The organism is Ruminococcus sp., assembly GCF_016283395.1.
Genome location: NZ_JAEEMU010000035.1, coordinates 64599 through 80777, shown reverse-complemented (window position 1 = coordinate 80777; position 16179 = coordinate 64599). Strand labels below are relative to the sequence as shown.

Below are 16179 nucleotides of genomic sequence, written 5' to 3'. Positions count from 1 at the left end.
AAGAAAGAAGAATGTATTTATATGCGAAGCACAGCTCCCGGGTTCGGTCATTTCAGCCCGGGAGCTGCTGCTTTATACTGAATAAAAGTTAAAACATAAAAATATATAATTTCCTATTGACAAATGCTTGCATGGGTGGTATAATAATAAAGCTGAATAAATCAGTACATACACTGGGGTGTCGCCAAGTGGTAAGGCAGCGGACTCTGACTCCGTTATTTCGAGGGTTCAAATCCTTCCACCCCAACCAATATATCAGTGAGAACGGTTCACTGTTCAGTGAACCGTTTTTTCTTACTGAACTATAGTTTGATTTGACAGCTGTTGTTTGTTCTCGAATAAGTGTCACCGAGCTGGTATGGTACTGTCCGCCTATTCGCTTTCTACACTTTATATGGCTCGTGATACTTTTTACGTTGTTACTTGTAACAACGGCAATACAGAATACTGCCTTGTCTTGACAAACCCAAGAGTTGATTTAGTTCTACTAAACAGGCTCACGTCGTGGCTCATTAATGTAAAGTGTGAAAAAGCATATTAAACCGCTATTTACTATATGCTTATCTTCGCTTCAAATCTATATATTTAATTGTCAAGTTACCATTGTTCACGGTAATATATAAAAACAAACCTTTCAGTCTGATGCCGCAAAACATACACTGAAAGGCTTGACAATACTATATTCAACGTGATATAATTATACACGCAAAATAGCCATCTTGCTAAGTCATTCAGATGTTTGCCGCATCTGTCTGATTATCGGGAGTGTCAGAGTTACCAGCTCTGATGCTCCTTGCGAGGTGCTTTTTATATTACAGAATTTATTATATCACATCACAATGGGAATGTCAATAGGTTCATATAAAAAATTTATCTCCCGATTTTCTGAGGAAAGTCGGGAGATTTTTGTTATTATTCCAGAAGACTTGATAATTTTATACCAAGAATTTTACATATTTTTTCGTAAGTTTCAAGGTGTGTTGATACCCTATTAGACTCTAAGTTATATACTGTATTATGGCTTAATCCGGCTTTATCAGCTAACTGTTTCTGTGATAAGCCTAATTCAGTTCGCTTCTCTTTAATGATTTCATGAGCATCTGCTTTCATTTGTTTCTCCTTTCATAAGTCATATTTAATCTATACTAGATTTAATATGGGTGGTTATAGAACACTTTATTAAAAAAAGTTTCTCCTTTTAACAGCAGAGAAAAATTGTCTGATCTAATCAAACTTAATGTTCTATCTGTACACGCTTTATACTTTTTAAACTCATCTGAATTACTATTTTTTAATACTGCTACATTCTTTACAATTGGTTTTAATTCGCTATTAATTTCGTTTAATTTGGAAATTATATAGGTGTAGTTTTGTGTGCTTTTTTGATCTTTAAACAGTATGGAGATATAATAAATGAGCTCATCTATTATATCGGCCTTATCTGGTCTGCCGCCTAATTCTAAAATTATTCTTTCAGGTTCATAATATTTTAAATTATTACAATCATATTCCTTATCACCCAATATATGAATATAATAGATTATCGCACAAAAGCTGTCTCTTTTTTTAGTGTCCCCATTAAAATCAAAGACTTTATCTACAGTGTTTTCGAGAATTGGCTTTCTTATTATCCATTTTGCAAGCTCTTCTGTATTGTATTCGACTTCTCTTTTATCTGGATCCCAACCTCTATGTGTAAATCTTCTATGATCTTCACCATAGGCTTGTATCCTATAATCGCTATCATAAATTGATGTAGGCAGTCCTTTTACCCCAAAGTCTTTCAGTTTTTTTAATTTTTCATCATCACCAGAATTTGTATTATGTTGATCAATCGAAAGGTATGAGGCGTTACTTAATACTTCTCTTATTTCTTTGATTTTAGTTCCACTCTTTAAATCATGTTCTTCAAGAGGAAAAAAAGCTTTAAACAATATTTCATCATGTTTTTCACGACCATGAGCCATCGCACTTGACGAGGGTAAAAGCAAGAATGATATTGAAAGTAATATAGCTAAAGAAATTTTCAAGTATTTCATATCAAACCACCTGTTCAAATCTGATAGAACCAAACCCAACTTCTTTCTCTACAACTCTGAAATCAATTTCTACTGGAGTATTATTTGAATAATCACCATTAAATATCTCCACTTTAACAAAATCGCCTATTTGCCATTTACACTCATTAGCACTTTTGCTCTTATAAACAGCTTTGAATAAAGTAATATTTTTACCAGTTCTTTTTACTTTATCAATCTTCCAGTCATCATAAATAGCGTATTGATTTTCGCCTGTAACAGTAACTTTTATTTTCGCTCCTTGTGATACGCAAGAAACAGGAAGAGTAATCTCATCTTTATTATATTCTGAAGCAAAGAACATTTTAGTCGGCTTAAACGTAAAAATATTTCTGATTGGTTTAACCAAGAATATAGACTTATTACCATCAGATAATATACCATCTATACGATCTTTATCAGCTTGAGAAATATTCAATTTATTAGCAACAGCAAAGAGCAAATCACAATTTATAGCAAGAGGTTCATATGTTTCAGGCAATTCAGTTTCTCGTTTGTCCTCTAAAGCTTCATTATAAGCCTTGATTTTTTTCTTTTCACTTTTAGTAGCCGTTTTAGGTGTAGAAACTTTCTTAACAGCTGCGATATAAGTATTATTTATCTCTTTCTGCTTTGCTGTGAGATGATTTACATTATTTAATGTTAAATCATATGCAGATTGTAAATAATCCTTGTTCTGCGTCTTGGAATATAGGTCTACATACATTTCGGCAGCAAAATACCTTAAATCCCATTGATCAGCTTCTGTATTATCAGTAATCATTTCCAGATATTTTTCAGCTGTAACAACATATTTATCTTTTGATTGAACCTGTGATGCGGCTGCAACTGCCAATGGTAGTGTTTTAGCCAGTTCATAGTCTTTTCTGAAAATATCTGAATGTAAATCTTCATATTCAGAAATACAATCTAAACACTTTTGGTATTGCTGGTTATTATAATAGCATTCGGCTAATAAGAGCCAATAGCTTCCAAAGGCGTGATATGTATTTTCATTAGTCTCAAGAAACTGTATTTGTTGATTTACATTAGGATTATTCTTGCATTCTACAAACTTTTCGATAGCACTTTCGTTCAAAGCAAGATCACCGGGAAGGTTATCCTGACGAACAATATCGATCATATACGTAAATGCTCTTTTTCGGCTATCGTGCAAATTTTCCGCAGCTTCATCATCGAGTGCCCAACCATCTTTTAAGTATTCCTGATTGATTTCATTCTTATATGCGGAATAACTGCTAAAAGAGTCTACTGCCATATATATACCTGAAGCAATCAGCTTTATAGGATCTATCGACTCAGTTGCACTTAATAATCCAACAGGGTTAGGTATGGCAGCCTTTAATGCCTTGGCTTTATTTTGCTCATATATGTACTTTAATCTATCACGTTTTATTGCTATCATTCTATATTTTTCAATAATATCCAATAAACTAACAAGATGACTTTCGGTAAGCTCATTTACATTAGCTGGATTTGTATTGTTAATTAAGGCAGCGTAAGCTTCCTCTAAGTACATTTTACTGTTTTGAGAAGAATTTATCTCTTGTGATAGCATAGCAAGATAATTAAGCCAAGCTATGGAATTCTCCTGTACATTAGTCAACTTTTCAGGTTTCGTAGTAGTAGTAACAATATTTGAAGTTGAATGAATAGTAGTTGTTTTAGAAGCTGTCGTTGTTTGCGTTACTTTCGCACTTGTTTGAGTTGAATCAGTAGTTGTTAATTCCTCTATACCTGTAGTTTGTGTTATAGATGTTTGTGTAGTAATACTTGTTGTTTTATCATCAATATCAGATTTATCATTACAAGACACAAAAGATGAAGAAAGAATTATAAACGCCAAAATGGCCGCAAAATGCTTTTTCATTCATTCGCCCTCCCTGATTACTGTCAATCATTAACGCGGGTATAATGCATAATATATTTCACAATTTGTATAAATATTTATATTTCAATTTAATTATATCACACCATAATGGGATTGTCAATGGATGATTTTGTTAACAAACTTGTATCATATATGTTGCTTATAGTCCGTTGACTCTGTGCTAACATGATTGATAAAATTATATTAACAAAGCATCTCTATTAAAAAGAAGGAGAACATTATGATTACAGAAAAATTAGGAGAAAGGATTAGGGAATTGCGATTAAAAACAGGATTAAGCCAAGAGAAATTCGCACTAAAAATCGGTTTGGATCGCACCTATTATTCATCTGTTGAAAATGGGAAAAGAAATGTTGCAATTGTTAACATTGAAAAAATAGCAAATGGATTTGGTATCACCTTGTCGGAATTATTTAAAGGAATGTAAAGGGGGAATAACTATGACACAATTAGAAGAAAGAATAAAAGAAATCGTATATGAGGAATTTTCAAAATTAATAAATAACATAGAGGGCGATTTTAAAACAAATTACATAAAGAAACGATATAATTTTTTGCTGAGTCAGTTGGATAAAACAATAACCGCCAATATGGTGTTTGTAAGCAGTTTTGAATCGAAGAGTGGATTTGCAATTGAAAGTTGTGCTAAAAGAATAGCACGTTTGAAATACGGGGATAAGAATGTACCAACACTTGTTAATCCAAGAGGCATTAAGCATAACATTAATGAAAACTCTATAAATGGACAATATATAGTTACTGATATTGATACAGATAACGGTGATCTGAGAGGTAACATCTCTACTTTCCGTGCAACAAATGTTGCTTCAGGAAAGGGGGGCGGTAGAACTGAAAGTGGCGTTACTCAAGAAAGCATCAAATCACTCATACCCATGGCACAAAAATTTAAAACAAGCGGATACCATACAAAACCAGTAGATTTGGCTTTTTTTGATGGTAAAGACTGGATTATAATGGAATTAAAAGCTGGTGGTGATTTGGATAGCTCAAATGCTCCTGCAAACGTAGAAAAACTACTAACGATTTATGCAGGGCTTAACGTTTCAAATTCCAAAGCATATTTTGCAACATTATACAATAAAAACGGTGAGGGAAACACATGGACAGGAGCAGTAAAAAAACATATGGCTTTTCCTGAGATGTTTCTTATTGGAAAAAATTTTTGGAATACAATATTACCAGATGGTATTAAATATGAGAGGTTTACAGAAATATATAAAGAAGCTCTTGAAGAGCTTGACTTGAATTTAAGAATAAACGAGATGATAAAGAAAACTATAACATAATTGAGAGAAAAAATATGTATGATAACAAAAGTATACTAATAAGCTGTGATGATGCTTCATTCTTTATTAGTAAAGAAGATATTCAATATTATGATAATAACCATGAACTGTTATTAAAAGAGTACATAAAACAGCAACTGGAAGAAATGGCTGAAAATATAAAAAATAAAAAAGATGATAATTTTCAAAAAAGGAAAAACAATCCATTTAATTGTTTTAATAGTGAATTCAGTGATAATATGGGAATTGGAAGAAGTGTTGATTCTCAATTAGGAAACAGATTGCAAAGAATAGCACTCTTTTTATCAAGATTACGCTTCGGAGTAATTAATGTTCCAAATAATATTTATTTGAATATTAATCGCTATTCTGGGCAAATTCATGTAAAGACATTTTCGATATTTAAAGACTATAAACCTGTACAAAATATTTATTATTGTTTTGATATTGGTTTATTAGATCAAAGTAATTTTATTGGACCAAGGACCACACAAAAGATAAAGGACTCTGGAGTAGCAGTTAGAGATTGTGTTTTTTTATGCGATGAGGATGTATTAAATAATGTGTATAAAGTATTTATAGAAAGAGATGAAAATCGAAGAGGTATTCCAGTTGATTTAACGTTTTTTTTGAGAACATATGATAATATCGACAATTATTCTTTTGAATTAAAAGCAGGAGGAAATCTTGATACAAAGAATGCACAAGCTAATGTACGAGAAGTTAATTCACTAAAGGATCTATTTTCTTTCACGAACTATAACGAGGCATATTTTGCAACTTGTTATGATAGTATTGGAAATGGTGAACCAGATGGCTCAATATTGGGAGAATTGGAGCGTGAAAAAATCCTTATAGGTCGTAAATTTTGGGAAAGGATTCTTCCTCAAGATATCACTTATGAAAGATTTGTAGATATATATCGGACTGCATTTTATGACGTTGGTGTCGAGGAGAAGATACTTGGAAAGTAGTATTTATAATATTGATTGTTTAAGACAGATAAAAGAAATGCCAGATAATTCAGTGGACTTGATACTTACTGACCCACCATATAATATTGCACAGTATTCAACTGGAAATATACCGCTTCCGGGTAGAAGCGAAGTAAATAATGACCTAGGTCAATGGGATTTAAAAGAAATCAATCCATTTGATTTTGTGCAAGACTTTAAAAGAATTATAAAACCAGATGGTAATATCTTTATATTTACAAGCTATAACCTTATCGGAAAATGGCATGAAGCATTCGACTCTGAATTTGATACGTTTCAGTATTTTATATGGCATAAAACAAATCCTATGCCAAAGATATTTAAAAATGGCTTTTTAAATAGTTGTGAGATGATCGTGTGTTTATGGAATAAAGGGCATAAATGGAATTTCTCGTCTCAAAATGAAATGCATAATTTCTTTGAATGTCCTATTTGTATGGGGAATGAACGCCTAAAAAATCCGAAACACCCTTCACAAAAGCCATTGAAACTACTTAAACATTTAATAGAAACAGCAAGCAATGAAGGAGATCTTATTTATGATCCGTTTATGGGGGTCGGCTCAACTGGCGTTGCAGCCAAAGAGCTCGGACGAAATTTTATCGGATGTGAAATAGATAAGGTGTTTTTTGAAGCAGCTAAAAAAAGAATCGAGGAATTATTATGAGTAACAGAATTGAAGAAAAAGAACTTGTTTTACCAGCATTGTATTTAATACAGGAGAAGGGAAAGCTTAATACGTCAAGTTTAATAAAAATGTTGACGGCGAAGCTTTGTCCCACCGGAGAAGACGCCGAAATACTCTCTGGAAGAAACGATACAAAGTTTTCTCAGAAAGTTAGAAATCTCATGGGATCACATTATTCAAGTAATGGTATGGACGCATATACTAATAAGGATAGTAATGGATTTTTTTCACTTACTGTAGCTGGGCAAGAGTATTTGAAAGATAATCAACAAAACGTTAGTGATTTGATAAATAGTGGATTTAGCTATGAGAAGAAGGCAAAGGCTATTAGTTCGGTTCATGCAACAAGCAAAAATAAAGAAAAAGTTTGTATTTATGATGAAAATGTAGTAATTGAAGAGGGAAAAACAGCAACTGCTACAAGTGTCGTAAGAAAGCGTTCCGCTGAATTAAGAAAAGCCGCTATTGAAGAATATACTTCGAATACTGGAGAGATTTGTTGTTGCGTTTGTGGTTTTAATTTTAAAGAAATGTATGGCGAACTTGGAAATGGATATATTGAGATACACCATGAAGAACCTATTTGTCAATTGCCGTCTAAAGGTGTATCAGAATTTATTAAGGAAGCTGTAAGTCATGTGAAACCAGTGTGCTCTAATTGCCATAGGATGATTCATAGGGATAAAGCAAATATTCTATCTATTCAGCAGCTTAAAGATATTATTAATAAAAATGAATAAAAACATTAAAAGCTCCATATTCATAATGAATATGGAGCTTTTGTATGTAAGGGAAAATCAATAATTTGTTATGACAAGATGTTTTACATCCTTATCATTTCTATTCATAAAGCTAACTAAGTATGTTTTATCAAAGCTTGAGATTTTAAAGTCATTTTTATATAAGTTGTAAATATAATCGGTATTCTTAATTACGAGCATTATTTTTGCTTTTGTTTTTTTTAGGCATTCACATAATCGTGATTGATCGTTTGCATTAAATTCATTTTGAGCATAAGTCGAAAAATCACTATCATATGGAGGATCAAGAAAAACAAAATCATTATTTGTTAAAGAAAGGCTATTTATAAAACTTTCAAAATCATCATTACTTATTTGGACATTTGATAGCTTTTTGGCCATTTCATCAGATAATATATAATCTATTTTTTTTTGGAAATCTTTCCTGTTGTAAGATATACCACCATATGGGACATTGAATTCACCTCTATTATTATATCTGAACATTGATGAATAACAATATTCTCTGATAAACAGAAAAACTGCTGCTTTTCTTCCTGATGATAATGTGTCAGAATTATTCAGCAAATGTCTAATATACATATAATATGAAGATTTTAATGCAGCTTCGATATTATCGAGTCTATCACTATCAGGAATACTTCCTTTTTCGTTTTCTAATTTTTGAGAGCGTTTAATTTTGCTTGAAAGATTTCTGTTAAGTTCTTTTATAAATATATCATTATAATCGGTTGCTATAGATGAGAAGAAGTCTATGTATTTTGAGATAAAATCTTTGATTGAGATTTTTGACAGATATAACATCATTATATCTTTCTGATTGTCATTAATAAGAGTTTCAATACTTCTAAATTCGTCATATTCTAATTGAATGTATTTTATAAAATCCTTATCTTTAAATTTGACACAGTTATATAAATTCATAAGATCAACGGATTTATCATTTATGCAAGCGTTAGGATTGTCTATATCAAAAAAAACAGCTCCGCCACCGATGAAAGGTTCAATATATCTACCTGTATAATCAGGCATATTATTCCTTATTATTGGCAATTCTTTTTCTTTTCCACCTGGCCATTTTAAAATTGAATTCATTTTTTATCCCTCTATTCTAAGTTATAATATCATTGTATCATATTATCACATAAACTTCAATAATCAAATACGGTTTTATGAAGTTTTTGGCGTATTTGAATATCATCTTGCTATTTAACGTTATATAATATGTATTATATGTAATCAAAGCTTTCTAATCTAATAATCAATTGAACTTATTATTATTCAATATCTTTTCTTTGATTTCACGCTTATACTTATAATAAGTATTTCTGCTTATTTTAGCCAATTGAATGCACTCGTCATCATTAAGTGTTCCACCGAAGGTTTTGCAGTGTTTCTTTATCAGTTCCTTTGCAGGAGCTTCTTTTTTTATCGTCATTTTTCTGCCTTTAATATTACCGATCTGCTTACCGTTAAGTCGAGCTGTTTCAATACCTTCTTTTGTTCGTTGCCGAATATCCATTACTTCTTTTTCAGATTGCTCAAAGGCAAGTTCAATCTGCTTTGCAGCAAGAAGCTTCAAAACCTTGTTAGTTGCTTCAATATACACATCAGCTATATCGTTACCCACAAGTTCTACGCCGCCGTTCAGAGCTTGCTTGTAATTCTCGGTATTAACATAAGGCTCTTTCAGAAAAACAAGCTCGATACCTTTGTCAAATAATTCCATATACTGGTCTACGCCCTCTTTGGCATTACGACTCATTCTGGAAACACTATCGAATACAATAACGTCTCCCTTTCGTACCGCTTTGCGGAGTTTCAACCAAGAAGCACGATTTATAACCACTCCAGTATATATTTCATTATAAATTATAGCTGTCGGAAAGTGGGATAGAATGTTTCTCTCTTGTCGTTTAATATTTTGAGTAGGCTTTGATATACGACAATATCCATAAACCATATAAAAACATCTCCAATCATACCAAATCAAACGAGCGTTTATTTTACTACTAAATTATACTTCTTTTTTAGAGCTAAGTCAATATGATTTTGGTACATTTTTTATATACATCTAATTTGGTACACTAATTTGCTTGTCAAATATAAAAACGCCCAAATAAGAGGTGCATGAAATTAAACCCTCTATTGGACGTTTGTAATGTATCATTTTGTTCGTTGTTAATCATATCTGTTATATAGGTAATTAACTGCTCAGGAGTTGGCTTTTTACCGTTGGGGCAAATCTGCCGCCAGCTGTCATGGATTTCCTTCTCGTTACTGTTGTAGCATTCGTCAATTATATCTTGTATTTCAGTTTGTACCTCGGATAAGGGCACATCGAACTCATACGCTGTTCTTTTTAATGCTTTTTTGATTGTGTTCATTGAAGATACCTCCATAATTAAGATGATAACATCATTATAACACACGATCTGATAAAAAGCATCAGCATAAAAAGAGGTAAAAATACGAATAAAGTCGAATTTGTTCGATTACGTTGATATTTATATCCACTTTCTTGAAAAAAGAAAACGCTAAAGATAATAACTAATGTAAATCAGAATTTATTATACCCAGAATTCATTTGAACTATCTCCCAGCTTCTTCCAGTAATTAATATGTTGACAAGCTCTTTCCAAATCGTCCATATCGTCATCGCCGAGAGTAAGGTCAAAGCCTTCGGTGAGCTTGCTGCGTATATGTGCAAGTCGCTCGCATATATGGGAATTATCGATAAAATCAGTGGTTTCTTTTTCATACTCACGCCGTTTTTCATCAATGCAGTTTGCGTAGCAGCTACCAATATCGTGAAGTGAACATAGGATAAAACTTATCTCTTTAAGTATATTTACAATATCTTCGCCATTATAAGTAATCTTTTCATTATTAATGTTAAGCTGCATTTTTTCTCTCTCCTATAAATCCCAATTTTTACTATTTACACATCTAAAAACTTCTCAATAACAGTCATGATTTCCTCAAGTCGCTTTCCACCGATGCCTTTAATCTTACTCAGTTCAGCTTCCAAAGCTGGAAGATCGATCGTCTTGCCCTGTTCACCAAGCAGTTCATCTCCGTACTGGAGAATAAACTTAGTCAAAGTCTCACGATCCATCTTCTTTATCTTTTTATAAGTATCTCTGTCTATTATTTCTCTATTTGCCATAGTTGACTCCTTTTACTATATTGAAAAAGAAAATTACTTTGCGTTCTTCTGCATATCTGCATCTATCAGGCTCATTATCAGCTCTGTCAGACTCAGACCTTTGGACTGAGCATATTCCTTGTATTCATCTTTCTTGCCCTTTGGCAGGTTCAGAGTGAGCTTATCACGGCTCTCTTTCATATACTTCATAGTCCTGTTCTTAGCATTTTCGTTATACATAGTTATCTCCGATCTCGTTGCTACTTGTAACAACGCAGTTAATTCAAGGCTGCAACGTTGCAATGTTACTTTGAATATTTGACAACTACATTCTACCATATAGCCGTGTTATAGTCAAGTGAGAGTAAAAAAACTGTATATCCACACAAAATAATAAGCGTATAGCCGTGTATATGTGTGCAGCCATACGAAATTTGGAGTTTTGGCTATAAATTGCTGAAAACTCGTTGACGTATAGCCGTGTATATGGTATAATTTATACAGAGGTTAAGGAAAACCAAAGAAACTTGAAAATTAAATAGAAAGAAGGAGTTCAAATGGCAAAGACATCAAAGGACTACAAATGGGGATTGTTCTCAGACTACGGTATGAGAATACTCAACGAAACATTCACGACAAAGCGTGAAGCACAGAAAGCTTTCAGAGAATGCGGCTACACCAAAGACTCGGAAGCTTGGATTGAGAAAGTCCCACTCGATGCAAAAGGCAGATTTGACTAAAGGAATATGCTGTCCTACCGGCAAGACGGGGAGAAATGGAGTTCACTATGGAAACAATGAAACTTGGAACAAGAATTAGCACACCTCGTTTCTGTACAGTAACAATCAGTGCAATCTTTGAAAATCCAGAGGACGCAGTTAAATGCGGCTACACAGAGCCGACTCACACAAATATTCCTGATTGGGATATAAAAGGGAAGTCAATAGATATGTACCACATGGAATTCGCAGCAATCAGAAAGTAATAACGCAGCTGACCTATCAGGCTATACGGGGAGAACGGAGTGTACCATGAACTACAAAGAAGCAGCCAAGAAACTGGACGAAATGAGAAGAAGCAACGAAATGATATTCAGAATGGCTATAAGTCACCTCATGGACGTAGGCATAAGGCATCTTACCGATGAAAATGTTGAGTCCACTTGTGCTGATATAATGAAACAGGATGTCAGCCATTCCTTTATGACAAATGAATTCCAGTGTGAGATCGTAAGAACTGCTGCTGAAATTGCAAAGATAGAACACACACTTGTACTATCTTACGTTGCAAAGAATGTCAAATATGACGTAGCATAAACGTAACTGCTGTCCTACCGGCAAGACGGGGAGAACGGAGAATACAATGAGAAAGACCATGTTTGAAAATCTTATAAGAAACTTGAAAAACTTACCTCCATGCGATTTTCCTAATACAAACAAGCTACAAGAACTTTCAGAAGAAATGACATTAGAACAGCTGCACATATACGCAGATCTGCTTGTACAGAAGGGAAAAGCCAATTACTACTACGGCAGAATAAGCCTGAGAAACGGTCATTTACTTACTTGAAAAGGAGGAATAAAACATGGATAATCACGAGTTTGCCAAAAGGCTGAGCGTATGGCTCTCAGCGTATACCAATGAGGTAATAGAAAAAGTCATGAAGAATATCGGCACTATAAGAAGCGATGCTACCACATCACAGCTCCTTGAGAACCTCTATCAGGCAACCATATCAAAAGAAATCGACAATGAACGATCATTCGGTATGATGCTCGACAGTATTGACTATGATAGATATGAATATATCACCATTCAGGATAGAACGTCAAGGATTAACTCATACCGTGATGTACTTTACGACTTATATATCAAATAACTGATGTGTGCTGTCCTATCGGCAAGACGGGGAGAAATGGAGTACTCCATGAAAGAAACATATAAAACATTAGTCAAGAGCTACAACTATAAGGGCAGCGAATATGCAATAGTCAAAGGCATTCATGATGGTATTCTCAGAGCAATCAATTATAATTACCTTGATGCAGAAGGGAAGCTTACGCAGCCATTGAACGGAATAGAAATGTTCTGCTCCAGAGAAGCCAATACCGTTGAAGATATAATCAAACGTATCAATGATAAGATTGACTTCGATGAGTATATCAAGAAGTATAACATCAATACAGATGATATAGCGGTACTCGCCAGAGCCTATAAGAAATTCTATGATAGGAATGAAAGTAAGGAAGAAGCTACTGTGCAAGAAAGCAGAGTACTATAAAAAGGTTCACATTTAGCGGCTATCCTTAACGGAACTTTAATAAATGTAAACCGAGTGGTTATGAGCCGCTCGGTTTTTCTTTTAGCAAGCTGACTGTGCGAATGTCTTGTTTTTGGAGACATTTTTGAGGATGGATAATGTACATAGATACAATCGTTTTTTATTCTACAATAGATTTATTTAAAAAGGATTGACTTAATTCCCCAAAACGTTATATAATATAGTCGGTAATTATGCTCACACTCGTTTAGAATCTATAAATTATTAGCTGAAGGTGGAATGATGTAATGTTTAAGATTACTAACGAACAAAGAAGGATACATATTGATTATATATCAAGTGAGAAAATAATTTAATAATAACAAATGATTATTTAATTACCTTATTTTTATATTAAAGGTGGTATGTTTATGGAAATAAAAGTTGATTGGACTCAAGCCTCTGTAATAATGACAAATGCTTATGGAAAAGAATTTGACATAGGTAAAGCTTGCGTTATGGTAGAAGAACAAACTCGACAATACCCTTGTTTTGCATATACAACTGATATTGATACATTTGACTTAATTATTAAAAATATGACTTTTAGAAGTTCTTGTTTAACAAATGAATCTTTAAATGATCCTTTTGAAAAAGAGAGGAAAGGAGTAGAAGAATTTGCTGGAAGTAGATTTATTACTTGCTTCTGTCATACTGATATAGAACAAGTTCCATTCTGGGCATATTATGGCAAAAAAAACAAGCCAAAAAAATTGTTACTTCAGTTCAAAAACTTTGCCAACAATATTGATGATAACATATTTACAGACTATGCTTTAATAGATAAGCAACGGATTTTATTTAATTCAAAAGAGTATGCAGCACATTTAAACTATAGATGTATAAATAAGACGACTTTAGATGAAAAAATATATCTTGATGCTTTTATTGATACATTGCAATTTGTTGATGTCAAATACGTTCCTCCAGATTCAGAGTTCCTAAAAAAAGATTATCGTGCGCCTATAAAACTTAATATTGAAAAATTGACAGGTAAAGCGAATGATAATGTTATAATTGATGGGTATGATCCAACAGTTTTAGGTGTTTATAAATCAGAAGCTTGGAAAAATGAAGAGGAGACACGCTTGTTATTGACAGTTAATCAACCAGACTTTAAAAAACTATCCTATATTGATTTGAGATTAAAACCAGCAATATTTGAGAATTTAAAGATTGTTCTTAGTCCTTGGGATGATGGAATGTTGAAGCAGGAAGTATTAAAAATTATTAATAATAGCTCTTTGCCTGAATCAATAAAGGAAACCATTGAAATACAAGACAGTTGTTTGAAAAATGGTATAAATATTTAGTATTATTTAATATGTAGAAAGGCAATACCAAGTTATTGCTTTTTTACTACTATTCAGTTTGGTTTGCCAATTGTTCCGTTAAACCTGTGCAACTATAGAATAGTATCGAAATGTTCTCTTCCCCAAAAACAAAACGATGAGGATGATATAAAAAATAGGGGGACGGTTATAACACCGTCCCCCTTTGTTAGGCTCTGCGAAAAAAACTCTGTAAATTCAAAAACTGTGATAAAAACGATGTATGGGAGCGGCTTAAAAAATCAGCCGCTCCGATTTTTTACAGTATACAATGAATACTGTAATTTGTCAAGGTTCTTTGGATATCAGCCTGATGGAATGGAGCGCAGCGGAATGGAATCAGGCTGATATCCGGCGTCTCAGCCGATCCTGTCGGGATACATGATCTCGAGTTCGCCCAGGACTTTGCCCCAGTTTCGCAGCGGTACTGTCCATTTCTTAGCTATCTCATGCGTTGCAAGATACAGAGCCTTCAAGAGCGCTGTATCGCTTGGAAATACGCTTCTCTGCTTGTTCAGACGGCGATAGCCGCTGTTAAGGCTCTCGATGGCGTTGGTGGTGTAAATGACCTTCCTGACGTCGGATGAAAACTTAAAAATCGGTGATATTACGTCCCAGTTCTTGTACCAGCTCTTCATAGCGTTGGGATAATCGTCCTCCCATTTTTCAGTAACACGATCAAGAGATTCAAGAGCAGCATCCTCGGAAGGCGCATGATAGATCGTTTTAAGGTCATTTGCCAACTCCTTCTTGTTCTTCTCTCCGACGTATTTCAGTGTATTTCTTACCTGATGAACGATGCAGCGCTGAAGCTCAGTCTGCGGAAATGCAGCTGATACGGCTTCTTTCATTCCTGTAAGTCCGTCTGCGCAGATGACGAGAATATCCTTAACTCCGCGATTTTTCAGCTCATTCAGAACGCCGAGCCAGTACTTGGCGCTCTCGTTTTCACCGATATGTATTGAAAGAACTTCCTTGTGACCTGTCATGCTGACAGCAAGGATCACATATGCGGCAAGCTTCCTGATCTGTCCGTTATCACGCACTGAGAAGTGTACAGCATCGATGAATACTATCGGATATACTTCGTCCAATGGACGTTTCTGCCAGTCCTCTATCTGCGGTAGAAGGCGGTCTGTGATATCTGATACCATACCGTCGCTGACTTCAAATCCGTAGATATCTTCGATAGTTTCGCTTATCTGGCGTGTGGTCATTCCTTTAGCATACAGAGCAATTATCTTCTGCTCAATGCCTGAGATGTCCTTCTGACGTTTCTTTACGACCTTTGGCTCAAAACTGCCGTCACGATCCTGCGGCACTTCTATTTCGGTTTCTCCGAAGTTTCCGCGGATCTTCTTGGTTTTCTTGCCGTTGCGGGAGTCAGGATTGTCGGAACGCTCATATTCCTGATATCCCAGATGTTCTTCCATTTCAGACTCAAGCATTTCCTGAATTGTTCCTCCGAGAAGGTCTTTCAGGGCATCCTCAATATCCTTAGCCGACTTGATGTCGTATTCCTCAAGCAGCATTCCTATGATGTTCTTCTTTCCTTCGCTCATCGGTTCTCTTTTTCTTCTTGTCATAAAAAATCAGCCTCCTGTGATATTAATTCTATTTTATCACAGTTTGCTGACTTTTTACAGACTTTTTTTCAGAG

The 16179-nt window shown here is 34.1% G+C and carries 22 protein-coding genes and 1 tRNA gene; 13 read left to right on the top strand and 10 right to left on the bottom strand.

The window, feature by feature from the left end; genetic code table 11:
* The first annotated feature begins 174 nt into the window (after window positions 1–174).
* A tRNA-Gln gene (locus QZZ41_RS04545) sits at window positions 175–250 on the top strand.
* A gap of 662 nt (window positions 251–912) precedes the next feature.
* On the opposite strand, the gene QZZ41_RS04540 is transcribed toward QZZ41_RS04545, so the two are convergent.
* The 3 genes from QZZ41_RS04540 to QZZ41_RS04530 are packed head-to-tail and all read right to left on the bottom strand — an operon-like array spanning window position 913 to window position 3948.
* The gene (locus tag QZZ41_RS04540) at window positions 913–1110 is read right to left on the bottom strand and encodes a helix-turn-helix transcriptional regulator (RefSeq protein WP_295068764.1); all 198 of its coding nucleotides are present in this window, start codon (window positions 1108–1110) and stop codon (window positions 913–915) included.
* A gap of 41 nt (window positions 1111–1151) precedes the next feature.
* Window positions 1152–2039 carry a hypothetical protein gene (locus QZZ41_RS04535; protein ID WP_295068762.1) on the bottom strand — a complete coding sequence of 296 codons (888 nt, stop codon included), beginning with the start codon at window positions 2037–2039 and terminating at the stop codon, window positions 1152–1154.
* Between the two features lies 1 nt (window position 2040).
* Window positions 2041–3948 carry a hypothetical protein gene (locus QZZ41_RS04530; RefSeq protein ID WP_295068759.1) on the bottom strand — a complete coding sequence of 636 codons (1908 nt, stop codon included), beginning with the start codon at window positions 3946–3948 and terminating at the stop codon, window positions 2041–2043.
* Between the two features lie 241 nt (window positions 3949–4189).
* On the opposite strand from QZZ41_RS04530, the gene QZZ41_RS04525 reads away from it, so the two are divergent.
* From QZZ41_RS04525 to QZZ41_RS04505, 5 genes are read left to right on the top strand one after another with little or no spacing between them, the layout of a single operon-like run.
* Complete coding sequence (locus QZZ41_RS04525; protein ID WP_295068756.1) at window positions 4190–4396, top strand: helix-turn-helix transcriptional regulator; 207 nt, start codon at window positions 4190–4192, stop codon at window positions 4394–4396.
* Between the two features lie 13 nt (window positions 4397–4409).
* Window positions 4410–5276, top strand: coding sequence for a TdeIII family type II restriction endonuclease (locus QZZ41_RS04520; RefSeq protein ID WP_295068753.1), 867 nt, complete (start codon window positions 4410–4412; stop codon window positions 5274–5276).
* 14 nt (window positions 5277–5290) lie between these two features.
* Complete coding sequence (locus tag QZZ41_RS04515) at window positions 5291–6250, top strand: TdeIII family type II restriction endonuclease (RefSeq protein ID WP_295068748.1); 960 nt, start codon at window positions 5291–5293, stop codon at window positions 6248–6250.
* Window positions 6240–6938, top strand: coding sequence for a site-specific DNA-methyltransferase (locus QZZ41_RS04510; protein ID WP_295068745.1), 699 nt, complete (start codon window positions 6240–6242; stop codon window positions 6936–6938). Before QZZ41_RS04515 ends, QZZ41_RS04510 begins: the two co-directional genes overlap by 11 nt.
* Window positions 6935–7699, top strand: a complete 765-nt coding sequence (locus QZZ41_RS04505) for a hypothetical protein (RefSeq protein ID WP_295068743.1) — start codon at window positions 6935–6937, stop codon at window positions 7697–7699. Before QZZ41_RS04510 ends, QZZ41_RS04505 begins: the two co-directional genes overlap by 4 nt.
* 57 nt (window positions 7700–7756) lie before the next feature.
* Here the strand turns inward: QZZ41_RS04505 and QZZ41_RS04500 are convergent, their stop codons facing one another.
* The 6 genes from QZZ41_RS04500 to QZZ41_RS04475 form a co-directional block, all read right to left on the bottom strand.
* Entirely contained in the window at window positions 7757–8815 is a 1059-nt protein-coding gene (locus QZZ41_RS04500) for a DNA adenine methylase (RefSeq protein ID WP_295068740.1), read from the bottom strand.
* Window positions 8816–8981: 166 nt separating this feature from the next.
* Window positions 8982–9683 (bottom strand): recombinase family protein, encoded by a 702-nt coding sequence (locus QZZ41_RS04495; RefSeq protein WP_295068737.1) that lies wholly within the window; start codon window positions 9681–9683, stop codon window positions 8982–8984.
* Window positions 9684–9819: 136 nt separating this feature from the next.
* Window positions 9820–10152, bottom strand: coding sequence for a sporulation initiation factor Spo0A C-terminal domain-containing protein (locus QZZ41_RS04490; RefSeq protein WP_295068735.1), 333 nt, complete (start codon window positions 10150–10152; stop codon window positions 9820–9822).
* 138 nt (window positions 10153–10290) lie between these two features.
* On the bottom strand, window positions 10291–10626 hold the full coding sequence (locus QZZ41_RS04485; protein ID WP_295068732.1) for a hypothetical protein: 336 nt from the start codon (window positions 10624–10626) through the stop codon (window positions 10291–10293).
* A 35-nt stretch (window positions 10627–10661) separates the two neighbouring features.
* Window positions 10662–10889 carry a hypothetical protein gene (locus tag QZZ41_RS04480; RefSeq protein ID WP_295068729.1) on the bottom strand — a complete coding sequence of 76 codons (228 nt, stop codon included), beginning with the start codon at window positions 10887–10889 and terminating at the stop codon, window positions 10662–10664.
* Window positions 10890–10922: 33 nt separating this feature from the next.
* Entirely contained in the window at window positions 10923–11108 is a 186-nt protein-coding gene (locus QZZ41_RS04475; protein WP_295068726.1) for an antitoxin, read from the bottom strand.
* A gap of 317 nt (window positions 11109–11425) precedes the next feature.
* Between QZZ41_RS04475 and QZZ41_RS04470 the strand changes: the two genes are divergently transcribed.
* The 7 genes from QZZ41_RS04470 to QZZ41_RS04440 all read left to right on the top strand — a co-directional run bounded on the left by QZZ41_RS04470 (window position 11426) and on the right by QZZ41_RS04440 (window position 14501).
* Entirely contained in the window at window positions 11426–11608 is a 183-nt protein-coding gene (locus QZZ41_RS04470) for a hypothetical protein (RefSeq protein ID WP_295068723.1), read from the top strand.
* Between the two features lie 47 nt (window positions 11609–11655).
* A complete protein-coding gene (locus QZZ41_RS04465; protein ID WP_295068721.1) occupies window positions 11656–11853 on the top strand; it encodes a hypothetical protein in 198 nt (65 codons plus the stop codon).
* A 46-nt stretch (window positions 11854–11899) separates the two neighbouring features.
* Window positions 11900–12184, top strand: coding sequence for a hypothetical protein (locus QZZ41_RS04460; protein ID WP_295068719.1), 285 nt, complete (start codon window positions 11900–11902; stop codon window positions 12182–12184).
* Window positions 12185–12230: 46 nt separating this feature from the next.
* Entirely contained in the window at window positions 12231–12437 is a 207-nt protein-coding gene (locus QZZ41_RS04455; protein ID WP_295068716.1) for a hypothetical protein, read from the top strand.
* A gap of 16 nt (window positions 12438–12453) precedes the next feature.
* Window positions 12454–12747: a hypothetical protein gene (locus QZZ41_RS04450; protein WP_295068713.1), complete on the top strand. Its 294-nt coding sequence runs from the start codon at window positions 12454–12456 to the stop codon at window positions 12745–12747.
* Between the two features lie 36 nt (window positions 12748–12783).
* Entirely contained in the window at window positions 12784–13149 is a 366-nt protein-coding gene (locus tag QZZ41_RS04445) for a hypothetical protein (RefSeq protein WP_295068710.1), read from the top strand.
* Between the two features lie 410 nt (window positions 13150–13559).
* Window positions 13560–14501 carry a hypothetical protein gene (locus QZZ41_RS04440; protein ID WP_295068707.1) on the top strand — a complete coding sequence of 314 codons (942 nt, stop codon included), beginning with the start codon at window positions 13560–13562 and terminating at the stop codon, window positions 14499–14501.
* A 377-nt stretch (window positions 14502–14878) separates the two neighbouring features.
* Here the strand turns inward: QZZ41_RS04440 and QZZ41_RS04435 are convergent, their stop codons facing one another.
* Window positions 14879–16081 carry an IS256 family transposase gene (locus QZZ41_RS04435; RefSeq protein WP_295069035.1) on the bottom strand — a complete coding sequence of 401 codons (1203 nt, stop codon included), beginning with the start codon at window positions 16079–16081 and terminating at the stop codon, window positions 14879–14881.
* Between the last annotated feature and the right edge of the window lie 98 nt (window positions 16082–16179).

Bases quoted from the DNA above. Each gene is read 5' to 3' on its own strand.
- QZZ41_RS04500 (WP_295068740.1), bottom strand. From the start codon at position 8,815: ATGAATTCAATTTTAAAATGGCCAGGTGGAAAAGAAAAAGAATTGCCA.
- QZZ41_RS04535 (WP_295068762.1), bottom strand. From the start codon at position 2,039: ATGAAATACTTGAAAATTTCTTTAGCTATATTACTTTCAATATCATTC.
- QZZ41_RS04460 (WP_295068719.1), top strand. From the start codon at position 11,900: ATGAACTACAAAGAAGCAGCCAAGAAACTGGACGAAATGAGAAGAAGC.
- QZZ41_RS04485 (WP_295068732.1), bottom strand. From the start codon at position 10,626: ATGCAGCTTAACATTAATAATGAAAAGATTACTTATAATGGCGAAGAT.
- QZZ41_RS04495 (WP_295068737.1), bottom strand. From the start codon at position 9,683: ATGGTTTATGGATATTGTCGTATATCAAAGCCTACTCAAAATATTAAA.
- QZZ41_RS04525 (WP_295068756.1), top strand. From the start codon at position 4,190: ATGATTACAGAAAAATTAGGAGAAAGGATTAGGGAATTGCGATTAAAA.
- QZZ41_RS04475 (WP_295068726.1), bottom strand. From the start codon at position 11,108: ATGTATAACGAAAATGCTAAGAACAGGACTATGAAGTATATGAAAGAG.
- QZZ41_RS04505 (WP_295068743.1), top strand. From the start codon at position 6,935: ATGAGTAACAGAATTGAAGAAAAAGAACTTGTTTTACCAGCATTGTAT.
- QZZ41_RS04455 (WP_295068716.1), top strand. From the start codon at position 12,231: ATGAGAAAGACCATGTTTGAAAATCTTATAAGAAACTTGAAAAACTTA.
- QZZ41_RS04515 (WP_295068748.1), top strand. From the start codon at position 5,291: ATGTATGATAACAAAAGTATACTAATAAGCTGTGATGATGCTTCATTC.
- QZZ41_RS04480 (WP_295068729.1), bottom strand. From the start codon at position 10,889: ATGGCAAATAGAGAAATAATAGACAGAGATACTTATAAAAAGATAAAG.
- QZZ41_RS04445 (WP_295068710.1), top strand. From the start codon at position 12,784: ATGGAGTACTCCATGAAAGAAACATATAAAACATTAGTCAAGAGCTAC.
- QZZ41_RS04520 (WP_295068753.1), top strand. From the start codon at position 4,410: ATGACACAATTAGAAGAAAGAATAAAAGAAATCGTATATGAGGAATTT.
- QZZ41_RS04530 (WP_295068759.1), bottom strand. From the start codon at position 3,948: ATGAAAAAGCATTTTGCGGCCATTTTGGCGTTTATAATTCTTTCTTCA.
- QZZ41_RS04440 (WP_295068707.1), top strand. From the start codon at position 13,560: ATGGAAATAAAAGTTGATTGGACTCAAGCCTCTGTAATAATGACAAAT.
- QZZ41_RS04540 (WP_295068764.1), bottom strand. From the start codon at position 1,110: ATGAAAGCAGATGCTCATGAAATCATTAAAGAGAAGCGAACTGAATTA.
- QZZ41_RS04470 (WP_295068723.1), top strand. From the start codon at position 11,426: ATGGCAAAGACATCAAAGGACTACAAATGGGGATTGTTCTCAGACTAC.
- QZZ41_RS04450 (WP_295068713.1), top strand. From the start codon at position 12,454: ATGGATAATCACGAGTTTGCCAAAAGGCTGAGCGTATGGCTCTCAGCG.
- QZZ41_RS04435 (WP_295069035.1), bottom strand. From the start codon at position 16,081: ATGAGCGAAGGAAAGAAGAACATCATAGGAATGCTGCTTGAGGAATAC.
- QZZ41_RS04465 (WP_295068721.1), top strand. From the start codon at position 11,656: ATGGAAACAATGAAACTTGGAACAAGAATTAGCACACCTCGTTTCTGT.